The sequence below is a fragment of the Prescottella subtropica genome, from assembly GCF_005434945.1.
Lineage (GTDB): Bacteria > Actinomycetota > Actinomycetes > Mycobacteriales > Mycobacteriaceae > Prescottella > Prescottella subtropica.
Window position 1 is genome coordinate 114,189 of the sequence record NZ_SKCH01000007.1, and the last position, 16,473, is coordinate 130,661.

16 protein-coding genes are annotated in these 16,473 nt (G+C 69.7%); 15 read left to right on the top strand and 1 reads right to left on the bottom strand.

Features of this window, described 5'->3' with window-relative positions; translation table 11 throughout:
• The first annotated feature begins 1 nt into the window (after position 1).
• The 12 genes from ribD (at position 2) to tpiA (ending at position 12,140) form a co-directional block, all read left to right on the top strand.
• Complete coding sequence (gene ribD, locus E0497_RS09360) at positions 2–1,030, top strand: bifunctional diaminohydroxyphosphoribosylaminopyrimidine deaminase/5-amino-6-(5-phosphoribosylamino)uracil reductase RibD (RefSeq protein WP_137724513.1); 1,029 nt, start codon at positions 2–4, stop codon at positions 1,028–1,030.
• A gap of 4 nt (positions 1,031–1,034) precedes the next feature.
• The gene (locus tag E0497_RS09365) at positions 1,035–1,652 is read left to right on the top strand and encodes a riboflavin synthase (RefSeq protein ID WP_137724587.1); all 618 of its coding nucleotides are present in this window, start codon (positions 1,035–1,037) and stop codon (positions 1,650–1,652) included.
• A gap of 98 nt (positions 1,653–1,750) precedes the next feature.
• Positions 1,751–2,998 carry a bifunctional 3,4-dihydroxy-2-butanone-4-phosphate synthase/GTP cyclohydrolase II gene (locus E0497_RS09370; protein WP_137724514.1) on the top strand — a complete coding sequence of 416 codons (1,248 nt, stop codon included), beginning with the start codon at positions 1,751–1,753 and terminating at the stop codon, positions 2,996–2,998.
• Positions 2,995–3,480, top strand: a complete 486-nt coding sequence (ribH, locus tag E0497_RS09375) for a 6,7-dimethyl-8-ribityllumazine synthase (RefSeq protein WP_137724515.1) — start codon at positions 2,995–2,997, stop codon at positions 3,478–3,480. Before E0497_RS09370 ends, ribH begins: the two co-directional genes overlap by 4 nt.
• A gap of 8 nt (positions 3,481–3,488) precedes the next feature.
• Positions 3,489–3,950, top strand: coding sequence for a PH domain-containing protein (locus E0497_RS09380; protein ID WP_137724588.1), 462 nt, complete (start codon positions 3,489–3,491; stop codon positions 3,948–3,950).
• A gap of 32 nt (positions 3,951–3,982) precedes the next feature.
• Positions 3,983–6,088, top strand: a complete 2,106-nt coding sequence (uvrC, locus tag E0497_RS09385; protein WP_137724516.1) for an excinuclease ABC subunit UvrC — start codon at positions 3,983–3,985, stop codon at positions 6,086–6,088.
• A gap of 41 nt (positions 6,089–6,129) precedes the next feature.
• Positions 6,130–6,996: an RNase adapter RapZ gene (gene rapZ, locus E0497_RS09390; RefSeq protein WP_137724589.1), complete on the top strand. Its 867-nt coding sequence runs from the start codon at positions 6,130–6,132 to the stop codon at positions 6,994–6,996.
• Positions 6,993–8,015 (top strand): gluconeogenesis factor YvcK family protein, encoded by a 1,023-nt coding sequence (locus E0497_RS09395; RefSeq protein WP_137724517.1) that lies wholly within the window; start codon positions 6,993–6,995, stop codon positions 8,013–8,015. Before rapZ ends, E0497_RS09395 begins: the two co-directional genes overlap by 4 nt.
• Positions 8,012–8,989: a DNA-binding protein WhiA gene (whiA, locus tag E0497_RS09400; RefSeq protein WP_170312930.1), complete on the top strand. Its 978-nt coding sequence runs from the start codon at positions 8,012–8,014 to the stop codon at positions 8,987–8,989. Before E0497_RS09395 ends, whiA begins: the two co-directional genes overlap by 4 nt.
• 111 nt (positions 8,990–9,100) lie before the next feature.
• A complete protein-coding gene (gap, locus tag E0497_RS09405; protein WP_031937510.1) occupies positions 9,101–10,120 on the top strand; it encodes a type I glyceraldehyde-3-phosphate dehydrogenase in 1,020 nt (339 codons plus the stop codon).
• A gap of 19 nt (positions 10,121–10,139) precedes the next feature.
• On the top strand, positions 10,140–11,351 hold the full coding sequence (locus tag E0497_RS09410) for a phosphoglycerate kinase (protein WP_137724519.1): 1,212 nt from the start codon (positions 10,140–10,142) through the stop codon (positions 11,349–11,351).
• A 3-nt stretch (positions 11,352–11,354) separates the two neighbouring features.
• Positions 11,355–12,140 carry a triose-phosphate isomerase gene (gene tpiA, locus E0497_RS09415; RefSeq protein ID WP_137724520.1) on the top strand — a complete coding sequence of 262 codons (786 nt, stop codon included), beginning with the start codon at positions 11,355–11,357 and terminating at the stop codon, positions 12,138–12,140.
• A gap of 144 nt (positions 12,141–12,284) precedes the next feature.
• Here tpiA and speG read toward each other — a convergent pair whose 3' ends face one another.
• On the bottom strand, positions 12,285–12,809 hold the full coding sequence (speG, locus tag E0497_RS09420) for a spermidine N1-acetyltransferase (protein ID WP_137724521.1): 525 nt from the start codon (positions 12,807–12,809) through the stop codon (positions 12,285–12,287).
• A 136-nt stretch (positions 12,810–12,945) separates the two neighbouring features.
• On the opposite strand from speG, the gene secG reads away from it, so the two are divergent.
• From secG to ppc, 3 genes are read left to right on the top strand one after another with little or no spacing between them, the layout of a single operon-like run.
• The gene (gene secG / locus E0497_RS09425) at positions 12,946–13,179 is read left to right on the top strand and encodes a preprotein translocase subunit SecG (protein ID WP_137724522.1); all 234 of its coding nucleotides are present in this window, start codon (positions 12,946–12,948) and stop codon (positions 13,177–13,179) included.
• Positions 13,180–13,181: 2 nt separating this feature from the next.
• Entirely contained in the window at positions 13,182–13,592 is a 411-nt protein-coding gene (locus E0497_RS09430; RefSeq protein ID WP_137724523.1) for a PPOX class F420-dependent oxidoreductase, read from the top strand.
• A gap of 52 nt (positions 13,593–13,644) precedes the next feature.
• Entirely contained in the window at positions 13,645–16,425 is a 2,781-nt protein-coding gene (gene ppc / locus E0497_RS09435) for a phosphoenolpyruvate carboxylase (protein WP_137724524.1), read from the top strand.
• Positions 16,426–16,473: the final 48 nt, after the last annotated feature.

Sequence of the window (16,473 nt, forward strand, 5' to 3'; positions counted from 1 at the left end):
CATGTCGGAGCGTGCGGTCAGGGACGCGATGCGGCTCGCGATCGACGCCGCGAACGGCGCGCGGGGCACCACCAGCCCCAACCCGCCGGTGGGCGCGGTGATCGTCGACGCCGCCGGTGAGGTCGTCGGTATCGGCGCGACCCGGCCGCCGGGCGGGCCGCACGCCGAGGTCGTCGCCCTCGACGAGGCGGGGGAGCGGGCCCGCGGCGCCGCCGCCGTCGTCACCCTCGAACCGTGCAACCACTGGGGCCGCACCGGACCGTGCGCGCAGGCCCTGATCGATGCCGGGATCACCGCCGTGCACTACGCGGTCGCCGACCCGAACCCGGCCGCGTCCGGCGGCGCCGACGCCCTCCGCGCCGCCGGCCTCACGGTCAGCGGGGGCCTGCTCGCCGACGACGTCGCCCGCGGCCCGCTGCGGGAGTGGCTGCACCGGCAGCGCACCGGACGACCCCACATCACCTGGAAGTTCGCGGCCACCCTCGACGGCCGTACCGCCGCCGCCGACGGCACCAGCCAGTGGATCACCGGACCCGAGGCCCGGGCCCGGGTGCACGCCGACCGGGCCCGGCTCGACGCGATCGTCGTCGGCACCGGCACCGTCCTCGCCGACGATCCGTGGCTGACCGCCCGGCTGCCCGACGGCTCCCTCGCGCCGCACCAGCCGCTGCGGGTCGTCGTCGGCACCCGCGACATCCCGGCCGGCGCGAAGGTCCTCGACGACGCCGCCCCCACCCTGGTGCTGCGCACCCACGACGTGGCCGACGTGCTCGCCGCCCTCGCCGACCGCGACGACGTGCTGATCGAGGGTGGGCCGAAGCTTGCGGGAGCCTTCCTGAAGGCGGGGTGCATCGACCGGGTCCAGGCGTACCTGGCGCCGGTCGTGCTGGGGGCGGGGTCCCACGCAGTGGAAGGGGCCGGGGTGTCCACCATCACCGAGGCGCTACGGTTTCGGCGAGAGAGCGTCGAGACCGTCGGCGACGACGTGTTGTTGACCCTGATCCCGAATGATCCGACAAGGAGTGAGTGACGAGATGTTCACCGGAATCGTCGAGGAGCTCGGCGAGATCGTCGCCAAGGAAGACCTGGCGGACGCCGCCCGCTTCACCGTCCGCGGCCCCGTCGTCACTTCCGACGCCGGTCACGGCGACTCCATCGCCGTCAACGGCGTCTGCCTGACTGTGGTCGACGTGGTCGACGGGAACGCGTTCACCGCCGACGTGATGCGCGAGACCCTGGTGCGGTCGAGCCTCGGGGCCCTCGCGCCGGGCAGCCGCGTCAACCTCGAACGGGCCGCCGCGGTGAACAGCCGTCTCGGTGGCCACATCGTGCAGGGGCACGTCGATGGCACCGGCACGGTCATCTCCAGAAGCCCGTCCGAGCACTGGACGGTGGTGCGAATCGCGCTGCCGGCCACCATTTCCCGCTACGTCGTGGAGAAGGGGTCGATCACCGTCGACGGCGTCTCCCTGACCGTGTCGGCGCTCGGCGGGCAGCCCGGCGACGAGTACTTCGAGATCTCCCTGATCCCGACGACGCTCGCGCTCACCACCCTCGGGGCCGCGGAGCCGGGTACCCCGGTCAACCTCGAGGTCGACGTCATCGCCAAGTACGTCGAGCGTCTGCACACCGCCACCCACCAGCCGGGATAACGACCGGATATCGACAGGTCGTACTGTTGAGGTGCATCCGAGCCGATGCACCGGGACTTACTCGAGCACACCAGTTCAAGAAGTTGGAGACCGAGAACGTGACCAGGTTCGACAGCATCGAGCGCGCAATCGCCGATATCGCTGCAGGTAAAGCGGTCGTGGTCGTCGACGACGAGGACCGTGAGAACGAGGGCGACCTCATCTTCGCGGCCGAGAAGGCGACCCCCGAACTCGTGGCGTTCATGGTGCGCTACACGTCCGGTTACCTGTGTGTTCCGCTCGACGGCGACGATTGTGACCGGCTCGGGCTGCCCCCGATGTACGCCACCAACCAGGACAAGCACGGCACCGCGTACACGGTCACCGTCGATGCGAAGGACGGCATCGGCACCGGTATCTCCGCGTCGGACCGGGCCGCGACGATGCGTCTGCTGGCAGATCCGGCCTCGGGTGCCGCCGACTTCACCCGTCCGGGCCACGTCGTCCCGCTGCGCGCCAAGGAGGGTGGCGTGCTGCGTCGCCCCGGCCACACGGAGGCGGCCGTCGACCTGTCCCGGATGGCGGGTCTGCGTCCGGCCGGCGTGATCTGCGAGATCGTCAGCCAGAAGGACGAGGGCCACATGGCCCAGACCGACGAGTTGCGGGTCTTCGCCGACGACCACGACCTCGCGCTGATCTCCATCGCCGACCTCATCGCGTGGCGTCGTAAGCACGAGAAGCACGTCGAACGGGTCGCCGCGGCCCGCATCCCCACCCGTCACGGCGACTTCACCGCCGTCGGCTACCGCAGCATCTACGACGACGTCGAGCACGTCGCCCTCGTCAAGGGCGACGTCACCACCGACGACGGCAACGACGTGCTGGTCCGCGTGCACTCCGAATGCCTCACCGGTGACGTGTTCGGTTCGCTGCGCTGCGACTGCGGTCCGCAGCTCGACGCCGCCCTCGAGATGGTCGCGGAGGAGGGCCGCGGTGTGGTTCTGTACATGCGCGGTCACGAGGGCCGTGGCATCGGTCTGATCCACAAGCTGCAGGCCTACCAGCTGCAGGACGCCGGTTCCGACACCGTCGACGCCAACCTGCAGCTCGGGCTGCCCGCGGACGCCCGCGACTACGGCATCGGCGCACAGATCCTCGTCGACCTGGGGATCACGTCGATGCGGTTGCTCACCAACAACCCGGCCAAGCGGGTGGGACTCGACGGCTACGGCCTGCAGATCACCGATCGGGTGCCGATGCCGTTGCGTGCCAACGCCGAGAACCTCACCTACCTGCGCACCAAGCGGGACCGGATGGGCCACGACCTGGTCGGTCTCGACGAGTTCGAGGCCGGTGACGCGCTGTGAGCGGTGTCGGGCGCCCCGACCTGCAGTTGGGGATGGCGAAGAGCCTGAAGCTGGCGATCGTCGCCGGACAGTGGCATCCGGAGATCAGTGAGGCGCTGATCGCCGGTGCCAAGCGGGTCGCGAAGCAGGCGCAGATCGAGGAGCCCACCCTGATCCGGGTCGCCGGTGCGATCGAACTGCCCGTCGTCGTGCAGGAACTCGCCAAGTCGCACGACGCCGTCGTCGCGCTCGGTGTCGTGATCCGCGGCGGCACACCGCATTTCGAGTACGTGTGCGACGCGGTGACCGCCGGTCTGACCCGGGTCTCGCTGGACGAGGCCACCCCGGTCGGCAACGGTGTGCTCACGTGTGACACCGAGAAGCAGGCCCTCGACCGGTCCGGGCTGCCCGGGTCCGTGGAGGACAAGGGCGGCGAGGCGTGCGCGGCGGCCATCGACACCGCCGTCACGCTCGCGCAGCTGCGCCGGAAGCGGGCGGGGTGACCGCCACGATGACCGAACGGCAGGGCGACTGGGATTTCGAGGTCCGGTCGAGGAAGTCGTCCCGGTACGCGATGATCGTGGCCGGTGTGCTGGTGGCCGTCCACGTCACGCTCGCGGTGCTGCTGCGGGTGTCGTCGACCGGCGTCTACTTCCGGCTCGTCGACCAGTTCGCGCTCGCCGGGATCGGGATGCTGCTCGCGGGCGGCATCCTCATGCTCACCCGGCCGCGGCTGCGGGTCGGCCCGCGGGGGATCGCCGTCCGGAACGTGCTCGGTGAGCGGATCGTCGAGTGGGATCTCGACCGGGGCCTGTCGTTCCCCGACGGCGCGTCGTGGGCGCGGATCGAACTGCCCGACGACGAGTACGTGCCGGTGATGGCGATCCAGGCCAACGACGGCGACCACGCCGTGGCCGCGGTGCGCCGGTTCCGGGAGCTCGAGGCGAAGTACACGGGCTCCCGCACCGAATGAGCACTGTCGGTCCCGCCGACTAGCCTGGACACGTGCCCGATCCCTCGACGTACCGTCCCGCCCCCGGAACCATCCCGGTGGCGCCGGGTGTCTACAAGTTCCGGGACCCGCACGGGCGGGTGATCTACGTCGGCAAGGCGAAGAGTCTGCGGTCGCGGCTGAACTCGTATTTCGCGGATGTGGCGTCGCTGCATCCACGGACCCGGCAGATGGTCACCACTGCCACGAGTGTCGAGTGGACGGTCGTCGGCACCGAGGTCGAGGCGCTGCAGCTCGAGTACAACTGGATCAAGGAGTTCGATCCGCGGTTCAACGTCCGCTACCGCGACGACAAGACGTACCCGGTCCTCGCGGTCACGTTGAACGAGGAGTTCCCGCGGCTGTTCCTCTACCGCGGTCCGCGTCGTAAGGGGGTGCGCTACTTCGGCCCCTACCCGCATGCGTGGGCCATCCGGGAAACCCTGGATCTGCTGCTGCGGGTGTTCCCGGCCCGCACGTGCTCGGCGGGGGTGTTCAAGCGGCACCAGGGGATCGGCCGGCCGTGTCTGCTCGGCTACATCGACAAGTGCAGTGCGCCGTGCGTCGGCCGGGTCACCGCCGACGAGCACCGGGAGATCGTCGAGAACTTCTGCGATTTCCTGGCCGGCCGCACCGACCGGCTGGTTCGGCAGCTCGAGGCCCGCATGCAGGCGGCCGCCGAGGACCTCGACTTCGAGACCGCGGCCCGGCTGCGCGACGACGTGGGAGCCCTGAGGAAGGCGCTCGAGAAGCAGGCGGTGGTGCTCGGTGACGGCACCGACGCCGACCTGGTGGCGTTCGCGTCGGACGATCTCGAGGCAGCCGTGCAGGTGTTCCACGTGCGGGGCGGACGGGTCCGCGGGCAACGCGGCTGGGTGGTCGAGACATCCGAACGCGGCGACAACCCCGACGCCTCGGTCGCGCTGGTGGAGCAGTTCCTCACCCAGTTCTACGGCGAGCAGGCCGCGCTCACCGACCAGCCGGGCCCGCAGGGCGACCGTGGCACCGCGGTGCCACGGGAGGTGCTGGTGCCGGTGCTGCCGGACGGCGCCGACGAGATCGAGGCGTGGCTGTCGGGGCTGCGCGGGTCGGCGGTGCGGCTGCGGGTGCCGCAGCGCGGCGACAAGAAGGCGCTCGCCGAGACGGTGGAACGGAACGCGAAAGAGGTGCTGGCGCAACACAAGCTGAAGCGGGCCGGGGATCTGACGTCCCGGTCGGAGGCGCTGCAGGGCATCCAGGAGGCCCTCGACCTCGACACCGCGCCGCTGCGCATCGAATGCGTCGACATCAGCCACGTGCAGGGCACCGATGTCGTCGCGTCGCTCGTCGTGTTCGAGGACGGGCTGCCCCGCAAGTCCGACTACCGGCACTACGCGATCAAGGAGGCCGCCGGCGACGGCCGGTCCGACGACGTCGCGTCGATCGCGGAGGTCACCCGGCGCCGGTTCCTGCGGCACCACCGGGACACCGCCGCCCTGGACACCACCGGCTCGGACACCACCGGCGGTGACCTGTCCCCGGAGGCCGCCCTGGACCCGCAGACCGGGCGTCCACGCCGGTTCGCGTACCCGCCCAACCTGTTCGTCGTCGACGGTGGCGCCCCGCAGGTCGCGGCCGCAGCCGCGGTCCTCGACGAACTCGGGGTCACCGATGTCGCGGTGATCGGTCTGGCCAAACGCCTCGAGGAGGTGTGGGTGCCCGGCGAGGAGGATCCGGTGATCCTGCCGCGGACCAGCGAATCGCTGTATCTGCTGCAACGTGTTCGCGACGAGGCGCACCGGTTCGCGATCACATTCCACCGCAGCAAGCGGTCCAAGCGGATGACGGCGTCGGCGCTGGATGCGGTCCGCGGGCTGGGGGAGACGCGGCGTACCGCCCTGGTCCGGCACTTCGGGTCGGTGGCCCGGTTGCGGGAGGCGAGTGTCGAGGAGATCACCGCGGTCCCGGGGATCGGGGTCACCACGGCACGGGCGGTCCGGGCGGCACTCACGGGTGAACCCGGCGTCACGGGTGGACCCGATGCCACCGGTGGACCCGATGTCACTGCGGTGACCGTGCCGGTGGGGGATGATGTGACAGGCATCGACCAATCGGAACGAACAGGACACGACACCGAGTGAACGACCACGAGAAACGGGACGACTCCGCCGTGGGGCACACCATGGAGGTCGCGCTCGTCACGGGACTGTCGGGTGCCGGGCTGAGTACGGCTGCGAACGTCCTCGAGGACCTCGGCTGGTATGTCGTCGACAACCTGCCGCCGGAACTGATCACCCGCATGGTGGACCTCGGACTCGAATCCGATCCGCCGATCCGTCGGCTCGCGGTCGTCATCGACGTGCGCAGCCGCCCGTTCTCGGGGGATCTGGGCCGGGTGATCACCGACCTCGAGGAGATGCCCGTGCAGATGCGGGTGCTCTACCTGGAGGCCACCGATGCGGTGCTGATCCGCCGGTTCGAGCACGTGCGGCGCAGCCACCCGCTGCAGTCCGACGGCAAGGACGGCACCCTGTCCGAGGGCATCGCCGCGGAACGGACGAAACTCGCGCACGCGAAGTCCGTCGCCGACCTGGTCGTGGACACGTCGCAGCTCGCGGTGCGGGAACTGCGGGAGAAGATCGAGACCGCGTTCGGCGGTGAGGGCAGCGGTGACATCCAGGTGACCGTGCAGTCCTTCGGGTTCAAACACGGACTGCCGATGGACGCCGACCTGGTGTGCGACGTCCGGTTCCTGCCCAATCCGCACTGGATCCCGGAGCTGCGCCCGCACACCGGTCTCGAGGAGGCGGTGCGCGACTACGTCCTGTCCCGGGACGGGGCCGACGAGTTCCTCGACACGTATCTGCGGTTACTGGAGTTGACGACGGCGGGTTACCGTCGAGAGGGGAAGCGCTACATGACGATCGCGGTCGGATGCACCGGCGGCAAGCATCGCAGTGTGGCCGTGTCCGAGGCCCTCGCGGCCCGACTGCGGGAGACGGACGGGCTCGCCGTCCGCGTCGTCCACCGCGACGTGGGACGCGAATGAGCGGGATGCCACAGCAGCGGATCGTCGCGTTCGGTGGCGGGCACGGCCTGTATGCGACGCTGCGCGCCGTCCGCCGGCTCAGCCCCGACGTCACCGCGGTCGTGACGGTCGCCGACGACGGCGGCTCGTCGGGCCGGCTGCGCAGCGAACTCGGCATGATCCCGCCCGGTGACCTGCGGATGGCGTTGGCGGCGCTCGCCGGTGACGGCGCCCACGTCCGGTCGTGGACCGACACCGTCCAGCACCGGTTCGGCGGTACCGGCGCGCTCGCCGGGCACTCGGTCGGCAACCTCATCCTGGCCGGGCTCACGGAGGTCCTCGGCGATCCGGTCGCCGCCCTCGACACCGTCGGACGGCTCCTCGAGGTGGAGGGGCGGGTGCTGCCGATGTCGACGGTCGCCCTCGAGATCGAGGCGGACGTGGTGGGGCTGGAAACCGATCCGCGGGTCAGCCGCTGCATTCGCGGTCAGGTCGCGGTCGCGACCACACCGGGCAAGGTGCGACGGGTGCGGTTGTGCCCGCCGAACCCGCCGGCGTGCCCCGACGCGCTCGCCGCGGTCGCTGCCGCCGACGTCGTCGTCCTCGGTCCGGGATCGTGGTTCTCGAGTGTCATCCCGCACGTTCTGGTGCCGGAGTTGCTCGCCGCGATCATGCGGTCGACGGCCCGTAAGGTGCTCGTCCTGAACCTGGCACCGCAGCCGGGGGAGACCGCGGGATTCTCCGCCGAACGGCATCTGCACGTACTCTCCCAGCACGCACCCGAATTCCGGGTCGATCACGTGATCGTCGATTCGGCGTCCGTGCCGCCGGGCCGGGAACGCGACCATCTGTGCCGGGCGGCCGGTCTGCTCGGGGCCGACGTCGTCTACGCGGACGTCGCCGAACACGGCACGCACACGCATCATGCGGGCAAACTCGCGGCGGTGCTGGACAGGCTCGGCGCGCGGGCCGACCGTGACGAGAACGACGACACCGCCGGACGGCGAGTCGGGGGAAGGGAGAGCGCCTCGTGGCGATGACAGCCGAGGTCAAGGACGAACTGAGCCGGCTCGCGGTGACGCAGGTCAGCTGCCGCAAGGCGGAGGTGTCGTCGCTGCTGCGGTTCGCGGGTGGCCTGCACATCGTCGGCGGCCGGGTCGTCGTGGAGGCCGAGGTGGATCTCGGTTCGATCGCCCGGCGGCTCCGCAGCGAGATCCTCGACCTGTACGGCTACCACGCGGACATCCACGTGCTGAGCCCCGGCGGGTTGCGCAAGAGTTCCCGGTACGTGGTGCGGGTCGCGAAGGACGGTGAGGCCCTGGCCCGCCGCACCGGCCTGCTCGACATGCGCGGCCGCCCGGTGCGCGGTCTGCCCACGCAGGTGGTCGGCGGCGGTATCGGCGATGCGGAGGCGGCGTGGCGGGGTGCGTTCCTGGCGCACGGTTCGCTCACCGAGCCCGGCCGGTCGTCGGCGCTCGAGATCAGTTGTCCGGGCCCGGAGGCGGCGCTGGCGCTGGTCGGTGCGGCCCGCCGGCTCGGGATCACCGCGAAGGCCCGCGAGGTGCGCGGCACCGACCGGGTCGTGGTGCGTGACGGTGAGACGATCGGCGCGCTGCTCACCCGGATGGGGGCGCAGGACACGCGGTTGACGTGGGAGGAGCGCCGGATGCGGCGGGAGGTGCGGGCGACGGCGAACCGGCTCGCGAACTTCGACGACGCGAATCTGCGCCGGTCGGCGCGGGCTGCGGTCGCCGCGGCGGCCCGGGTGGAGCGGGCCCTCGACATTCTCGGCGAGGACGTCCCGGACCATCTCGCGGCGGCCGGTGCGCTGCGCGTCGAGCACCGGCAGGCGTCGCTCGAGGAGCTCGGGCAGTTCGCGGATCCGCCGATGACCAAGGACGCGGTCGCCGGACGGATCCGGCGGCTGCTGTCGATGGCGGATCGACGCGCCAAGGAGACGGGCATCCCGGACACCGAGTCGGCGGTCACCGCGGAGCTGCTCGAGGACGCGTGACCGTCTCGCCCCGGTCCTGGTGAGCGGGGCAGATGCGCGTCCGGAAGCGCGGGCACATTATGGTGGGGGCCGAACACTGGCATTCCAGAGTGATGGGCAAAGGAGCTAACTGTGACGGTCCGGGTAGGCATCAACGGCTTCGGTCGTATCGGACGTAACTTCTTCAGGGCGGTCGATGCGCAGAAGGCGCTCGGCACCACCGACATCGAGATCGTGGCGGTCAACGACCTCACGGACAATGCGACGCTGGCTCACCTGCTCAAGTACGACTCGATCCTGGGTCGTCTGCCGTACGACGTCTCGCTCGAGGGCGAAGACACCATCGTCGTGGGCGACACCAAGATCAAGGCGCTGGCGCACCGCGGTCCGCTGAACGAGCTCCCCTGGGGCGAGCTGGGCGTCGACGTCGTCGTCGAGTCCACGGGCATCTTCACCGACGCCGCCAAGGCCAAGGGGCACCTCGAGGCCGGCGCCAAGAAGGTCATCATCTCCGCGCCCGCCAAGGGCGAGGATCTGACCGTGGTGATGGGCGTCAACGACGACCAGTACGACGGCAGCCAGAACATCATCTCCAACGCCTCGTGCACCACCAACTGCCTCGGCCCGATCGCCAAGGTCCTCGACGACGAGTTCGGCATCGTCAAGGGTCTGATGACCACGATCCACGCGTACACGCAGGATCAGAACCTGCAGGACGCCCCGCACAGCGACCTGCGTCGCGCGCGTGCCGCGGCCCTGAACATCGTCCCGACCGGCACCGGTGCGGCCAAGGCCATCGGCCTGGTCCTCCCGCAGCTGCTGGGCAAGCTCGACGGCTACGCCCTGCGCGTGCCGATCCCCACGGGCTCGGTCACCGACCTCACGGCGAACCTGCGCAAGCCGGCCACCGCCGAAGAGATCAACGCCGCGATGAAGGCTGCCGCCGAGGGTCCGCTGAAGGGCATCCTCAAGTACACCGAGGCCCCCATCGTGTCTTCGGACATCGTGACGGATCCGCACTCCTCGATCTTCGACGCCGGCCTGACCAAGGTCATCGACGACCAGGTCAAGATCGTCTCCTGGTACGACAACGAGTGGGGCTACTCGAACCGCCTCGCGGACCTCATCGGCCTCGTCGCCAAGTCCCTCTGATCGGAGTTCGACGACCATCATGGCTGTCAAGACTCTGAAGGATCTGCTGGACGAGGGGGTCGAGGGCCGCACTGTGCTGGTGCGCTCCGACCTCAACGTCCCGCTGGACAACGGCACGATCACCGATCCGGGCCGCATCGTGGCGTCCGCGCCGACCATCGCGGCACTGGCCGAGGCCGGCGCCAAGGTCATCGTGATGGCACACCTCGGCCGCCCGAAGGGTGCGGTCGATCCGGCGCTGTCGCTGGCCCCGGTCGCCGCGAAGCTCGGCGAGGTGCTGGGCCGCAACGTCCAGCTCGCCGGTGACGTCGTCGGCCAGGACGCGCTCGCGCGTTCCGAGGGCCTCACCGACGGGGACGTGCTCCTGCTGGAGAACGTCCGCTTCGATCCGCGTGAGACCAGCAAGGACGACGCAGAGCGGGCCGCGCTCGCGAAGGCACTCGTCGAGCTGGTCGACGGTGACGGCGCGTTCGTCTCCGACGGTTTCGGTGTCGTGCACCGCAAGCAGGCGTCGGTCTACGACGTCGCGGCACTGCTGCCGCACTACGCGGGCACGCTGGTCGCGGCCGAGATCGAGGTCCTGCAGAAGCTGACGCAGGACTCCGAGCGCCCGTACGCGGTCGTGCTCGGCGGCTCGAAGGTATCGGACAAGCTCGCCGTGATCGAGGCGTTGGCCCCCAAGGTCGACACCCTCGTCATCGGTGGCGGCATGTACTACACCTTCCTTGCCGCACAGGGCATCTCGGTGGGCAACTCGCTGTGCCAGGAAGAGATGATCGGCACCTGCAAGGACCTGCTCGAGCGGTTCGCGGACGTCATCCACATCCCGCAGGACGTGGTGATCGCGGACTCGTTCTCGGCGGATGCCGAGTCGAAGACGGTCTCCGTCCTCGAGATCGAGGACGGCTGGATGGGCCTGGACATCGGACCGGAGTCGGTGGAGCGCTTCGCGGCGATCCTCTCGGGTGCCAAGACGGTGTTCTGGAACGGCCCGATGGGCGTGTTCGAGTTCCCGAAGTTCGCGGCCGGCACCAAGGGTGTCGCCGAGGCGATCGTCGAGGCCACCGGCAAGGGCGCGTTCAGCGTCGTCGGCGGCGGCGATTCCGCGGCGGCCGTGCGTCAGCTCGGTCTGCCCGAGGACGGCTTCTCGCACATCTCGACCGGCGGCGGTGCGTCCCTCGAATACCTCGAGGGCAAGACGCTTCCCGGCATTTCGGCACTGGAGGACTGACGCATGGCTCGTAAGCCTCTGATCGCCGGCAACTGGAAGATGAACCTCAACCATCTCGAGGCCATCGCACTGGTGCAGAAGCTGGCGTTCGCGCTGCCGGAGAAGTACACCGAGAAGGTCGACGTGACGGTGATCCCGCCGTTCACCGACATCCGCAGCGTGCAGACGCTGGTCGAGGGCGACAAGCTGCACGTCAGCTACGGCGCCCAGGACGTCTCGGCGCACGACTCCGGCGCCTACACCGGCGAGGTCAGCGGTTCGATGCTGGCCAAGCTGGGCTGCACGTTCGTGGTGGTCGGGCATTCGGAGCGTCGCCAGTACCACGGCGAAACCGACGAGATCGTGCTCGCCAAGGCTCAGGCCGCGCTGCGTCACGGCATCACCCCGATCGTGTGCATCGGTGAGGGCCTGGACGTCCGCGAGGCCGGCGACCACGTCGCGTACAACGTCGCACAGCTGAAGGGTTCACTCGCGGGCCTGTCGGCCGACGACATCGCGAAGACCGTCGTCGCGTACGAGCCCGTGTGGGCCATCGGCACCGGCAAGGTGGCCTCGGCCGCCGACGCCCAGGAGGTCTGCAAGGCGGTGCGGGACACGCTCGCCGAGCTGGCCGGCCCGGAGATCGCCGAGCAGGTGCGGGTCCTCTACGGCGGATCCGTCAACGCCAAGAACGTCGGTGAGCTCATCGCTCAGCCCGACGTCGACGGCGGCCTGGTCGGTGGCGCGTCGCTCAAGGCGGACGAGTTCGCGCAGCTGTCGGCGATCGCCGCCGGCGGTCCGCTGCTCTGACGCGGCGGACGCCACTGCGGTGATCTGATCGATCGCAGTACGAGACGCGGTGGGCGCGTGGACCTTTCGAGGTCCACGCGCCCACCGCCGTTTCGGCGTCGATGTGACCGCCGTTTCGGCGTCGAGATCGCCGCCGTTGCGGTCCTAGTCCCGTGTGGCGAGGAAGTCGCGTTGGAAGATGCCCATGCGGGTGGCGTCCCGGTAGCGGCCCGCCGCGAAGTATTCCTCGCGTAGCACTCCCTCGACGGCGAAGCCGACCTTCTCGTAGATGTGGACGGCGGCATGATTCTCGGTGTCGACGAGTAGATACACCTTGTGCAGGTTGAGGGTCGCGAACGCGTGCGCGAGCACCTTGCGGGTCGCGACGCCGGCGTATCCGCGGCCCTGATGTCCGGGGGCGACGATGATCTGGAACTCGCAATTGCGGTGGATGTGGTCGATCTCCACGAGTTCGACGAGGCCCACCGCATTGCCGTCGACCTCGATGACGAAACGCCGCTGCCGCTCGTCGTGAACGTGCCGGTCGTACAGTTCGGTGAGTGCGGCGAGCGACGTGTACGGTTCCTCGAACCAGTACCGCATCACCTGCGCATCGATGAACAGTGCATGCACGAACGGCAGGTCCGCTCGCTCGAGGGGACGAAGGGCGACGGTCGAATTGTCGGTCACGGATCGAGCCTATCGGCGACGGACCCGATGCGGCAGGACCGGCGCGACGGGAGTGCGGACGGCCCGGCGGGCAGCAGGTAAGCTGAGCGCGCTAGTGGCCGACATCCGACGTGTGTGAAGGGCAGCGAATACCGAAATGGCACTGTTCCTGGAGATTCTGCTGGTGATCACCAGTCTGCTGCTCATCCTGCTGGTGCTGCTGCACCGGGCGAAGGGCGGCGGTCTGTCCAGCCTCTTCGGTGGTGGTGTCCAGTCCAGCCTGTCCGGTTCGACGGTGGTGGAGAAGAACCTCGACCGCATCACCGTGTTCACGGCGCTGGTGTGGCTGATCGCGATCCTCGGTATCGGGCTCGAGATCAAGTTCAGCTGATCGTGGCGGGACACGAATCCTTCACGTCGCTTCCCGAGGCCACTGCGGCCCTGATCGACGCCCCCGAGTTCGCGACGCTGGCGACTGTCGAACCGGACGGGCATCCGCAGTTGTCGGTGGTGTGGCTGGACCGGGACGGCGACGACATCCTCGTCTCCACCGTCCGGGGCCGGCGTAAGACCGACAATCTGTTGCGTGATCCGCGGGCCACGGTGCTGGTGTATCCGGCGTCCGGCCCGTACAGCTACGTCGAGATCCGTGGCACCGTGACGGTCACCGACGATCCGGGTGGTTCCCTGATCCACACCCTGGCGCGCAAGTACACCGGCGCCGAACGCTGGGAGCAGGACACCCCGGACACCCCTCGGGTGATCGTCCGATTGACGCCGTCGAAGGTGGTCGTCAAGGGCTGAGCGGCCCCCTCGTCGTCGTGCGGGGGACCGGTCCACGGCCGATAATCGGGTGATGACCGGGAACCCTGAGTCGTCGTCCGTACCGTCTGCCACCGAGCCGTTGCGGGAGGACATCCGTCTCCTCGGTGGCCTGCTCGGTGACATCGTGCGGGAGCAGGCCGGCGCCGACGTGTTCGCGCTCGTCGAACGGGCGCGGGTCGAATCGTTCCGGCTGCGCCGTTCGGAGATCGACCGGACGCAGCTCGCGGAGATGTTCGCGCAGATCGACACCGGTGATGCGATCCCGGTGATCCGCGCGTTCAGCCATTTCGCGTTGCTCGCGAACGTCGCCGAGGACCTGCACCGGGAGCGGCGTCGCGCGATCCACGTCCGGGCGGGGGAACCACCGCAGGACAGCAGTCTCGCCGCTACCTACACGAAACTCGATGCCGCGAACGTGGATTCGGCCACCGCGGCGCGGGCGTTGACGGGGGCGCTGGTGGCGCCGGTGATCACCGCGCATCCCACCGAGACCCGGCGCCGGACGGTGTTCGAGACGCAGCATCGGATCATCGAACTGATGCGCCGGCGGGCCTGGGTGTCGTCGGATCCCGGGGAGACCGCGGACGTGGACCGGCAGCTGCGCCGGCAGATTCTCACGCTGTGGCAGACCGCGCTGATCCGGTTGTCCCGCTTGCGGATCCAGGACGAGATCGAGGTCGGCCTGCGCTACTACGACGCGTCCTTCTTCGAGGTGATCCCGCAGATCAACGCGGACCTGCGGGACGCGCTGCAGGCCCGCTGGCCCGGTTCGCGTGTGCTCGACACGCCGATGCTGCGGCCCGGATCGTGGATCGGCGGCGATCGGGACGGCAACCCGTTCGTCACCGCCGACGTGGTCACGCGGGCGACGCACCGGGCCGCGGAAACCGCACTCGACCACCATCTGTCGGAACTCGAACTGCTGGAACGGGACCTGTCGATGTCGGCGCGGCTGGTGACCGTCACCGACGATCTGACCCGGCTCGCGGACGTGTCGGGTGACGAATCCGCGTTCCGCGCCGACGAACCCTACCGGCGCGCCGTCCGCGGTCTGCGGATGCGCCTGTCCGTCACAGCCGCACGGATTCTCGGGCACCCCGCAGGAGCCGGTGTCGCCGGGGACCGGCCGGGCTACGACGACCCGGGTGATCTGCTGGCCGACCTGGACGTGATCGACGTGTCGCTGCGGTCGCACGGCGATGCGACGGTGGCCGACGACCGGCTTGCCCGGCTGCGGAACGCGGTGGCGGTCTTCGGGTTCCATCTGTGCGGGCTGGATCTGCGGCAGAACTCGGAGATCCACGAGACGGTGATCGCGGAGTTGTTCGCGTGGGCGGGGGTGCACCCCGACTACCGGTCGTTGCCCGAGGAGCAGCGGGTCCGGCTGCTCGCCGCCGAACTGGCCACCCGCCGACCCCTGGCCGGCCCGCACACCGAGTTCAGCGAACTCACCGCGAAGGAACTCGGCATCCTGCGGGCCGCGGCCGACGCGGTGGACCGGATCGGCCCGGCCGCGATCCCGAACTATGTGATCAGCATGTGCGATTCGGTGAGCGATATGCTCGAGGTGGCGGTGCTGCTCGCCGAGGTCGGGCTGTTCGACCCCGGCACCCCGGACGGCGGTGCCGGCCCGACCTGTCCGGTGGGGATCGTGCCGCTGTTCGAGACCATCGACGATCTGCGGGGTGGTGCCGCCACCCTCACCGCGACCCTGGACGTGCCGATCTACCGGACGCTGGTCACGAACCGGGGTGAGCGTCAGGAAGTGATGCTCGGCTACTCCGACTCCAACAAGGACGGTGGCTATCTCGCGGCGAACTGGGCGCTGTACCGGGCCGAACTCGATCTCGTCGCGGTCGCCCGGACGGCGGGAATCCGGTTGCGGCTCTTCCACGGTCGTGGCGGCACCGTCGGACGCGGGGGAGGGCCCAGCTACGACGCGATCCTCGCGCAGCCGCCCGGTGCGGTGCAGGGGGCGCTGCGGCTCACCGAGCAGGGGGAGATCATCGCCGCCAAGTACGCCGAGCCGCGGCTGGCCCGACGCAACCTCGAGGCACTGGTGTCGGCCACTCTGGAATCGACGCTGCTCGACGTCGAGGGGCTCGGTGACGACGCGTCCGCCGTGTACGAGATCCTCGACGAGCTCGCGGAACTGGCCCGCGCCGCCTACGCGGACCTCGTGCACGACACCCCCGGATTCGTCGACTACTTCACGGCGTCGACGCCGGTCGCCGAGATCGGGGCACTCAACATCGGCAGCCGTCCGGTGACGCGGAAACCGACGCAGTCGATCGCGGATCTGCGGGCGATCCCGTGGGTGCTGTCGTGGAGTCAGTCGCGGGTGATGCTGCCCGGCTGGTACGGCACCGGCTCGGCGTTCGAGACGTGGGTGGGCGGGGACCGGGACCGCCTGGCCGTGCTCACCGACCTGTACGAGCGGTGGCCGTTCTTCCGGACGGTGCTGTCGAACCTGGCGCAGGTGATGTCGAAGTCGGACATGGGATTGGCGGCCCGCTATTCCGAACTCGTCCCGGACGTCGCGCTCCGGGACGAGGTGTTCGGGAAGATCGCTGCCGAGCATGCCCGCACGATCGCGATGGTCCGGGCGATCACCGGGCACGACGAGCTGCTGTGGGACAACCCGGCCCTCGACCGGTCCGTGCACAACCGGTTCCCGTACCTCGAGCCGCTCAACCATCTGCAGGTGGAGTTGCTGCGCCGTTACCGTGCCGGCAACGACTCCGACACCGTCCGGCGCGGCATCCAACTGACGATGAACGGGCTCGCGACCGCGCTGCGCAACAGTGGCTGACACACGGAACCGCCCGTGGGACGTGTGGTCCCACGGGCGGTGTCCGGC

Excerpts from the sequence above, each read along its gene's own strand:
- ribD (WP_137724513.1), top strand. The coding sequence starts at position 2 with ATGTCGGAGCGTGCGGTCAGGGACGCGATGCGGCTCGCGATCGACGCC.
- E0497_RS09365 (WP_137724587.1), top strand. The coding sequence starts at position 1,035 with ATGTTCACCGGAATCGTCGAGGAGCTCGGCGAGATCGTCGCCAAGGAA.
- E0497_RS09380 (WP_137724588.1), top strand. The coding sequence starts at position 3,489 with ATGACCGAACGGCAGGGCGACTGGGATTTCGAGGTCCGGTCGAGGAAG.
- rapZ (WP_137724589.1), top strand. The coding sequence starts at position 6,130 with ATGGAGGTCGCGCTCGTCACGGGACTGTCGGGTGCCGGGCTGAGTACG.
- E0497_RS09395 (WP_137724517.1), top strand. The coding sequence starts at position 6,993 with ATGAGCGGGATGCCACAGCAGCGGATCGTCGCGTTCGGTGGCGGGCAC.
- whiA (WP_170312930.1), top strand. The coding sequence starts at position 8,012 with ATGACAGCCGAGGTCAAGGACGAACTGAGCCGGCTCGCGGTGACGCAG.
- E0497_RS09410 (WP_137724519.1), top strand. The coding sequence starts at position 10,140 with ATGGCTGTCAAGACTCTGAAGGATCTGCTGGACGAGGGGGTCGAGGGC.
- tpiA (WP_137724520.1), top strand. The coding sequence starts at position 11,355 with ATGGCTCGTAAGCCTCTGATCGCCGGCAACTGGAAGATGAACCTCAAC.
- secG (WP_137724522.1), top strand. The coding sequence starts at position 12,946 with ATGGCACTGTTCCTGGAGATTCTGCTGGTGATCACCAGTCTGCTGCTC.
- ppc (WP_137724524.1), top strand. The coding sequence starts at position 13,645 with ATGACCGGGAACCCTGAGTCGTCGTCCGTACCGTCTGCCACCGAGCCG.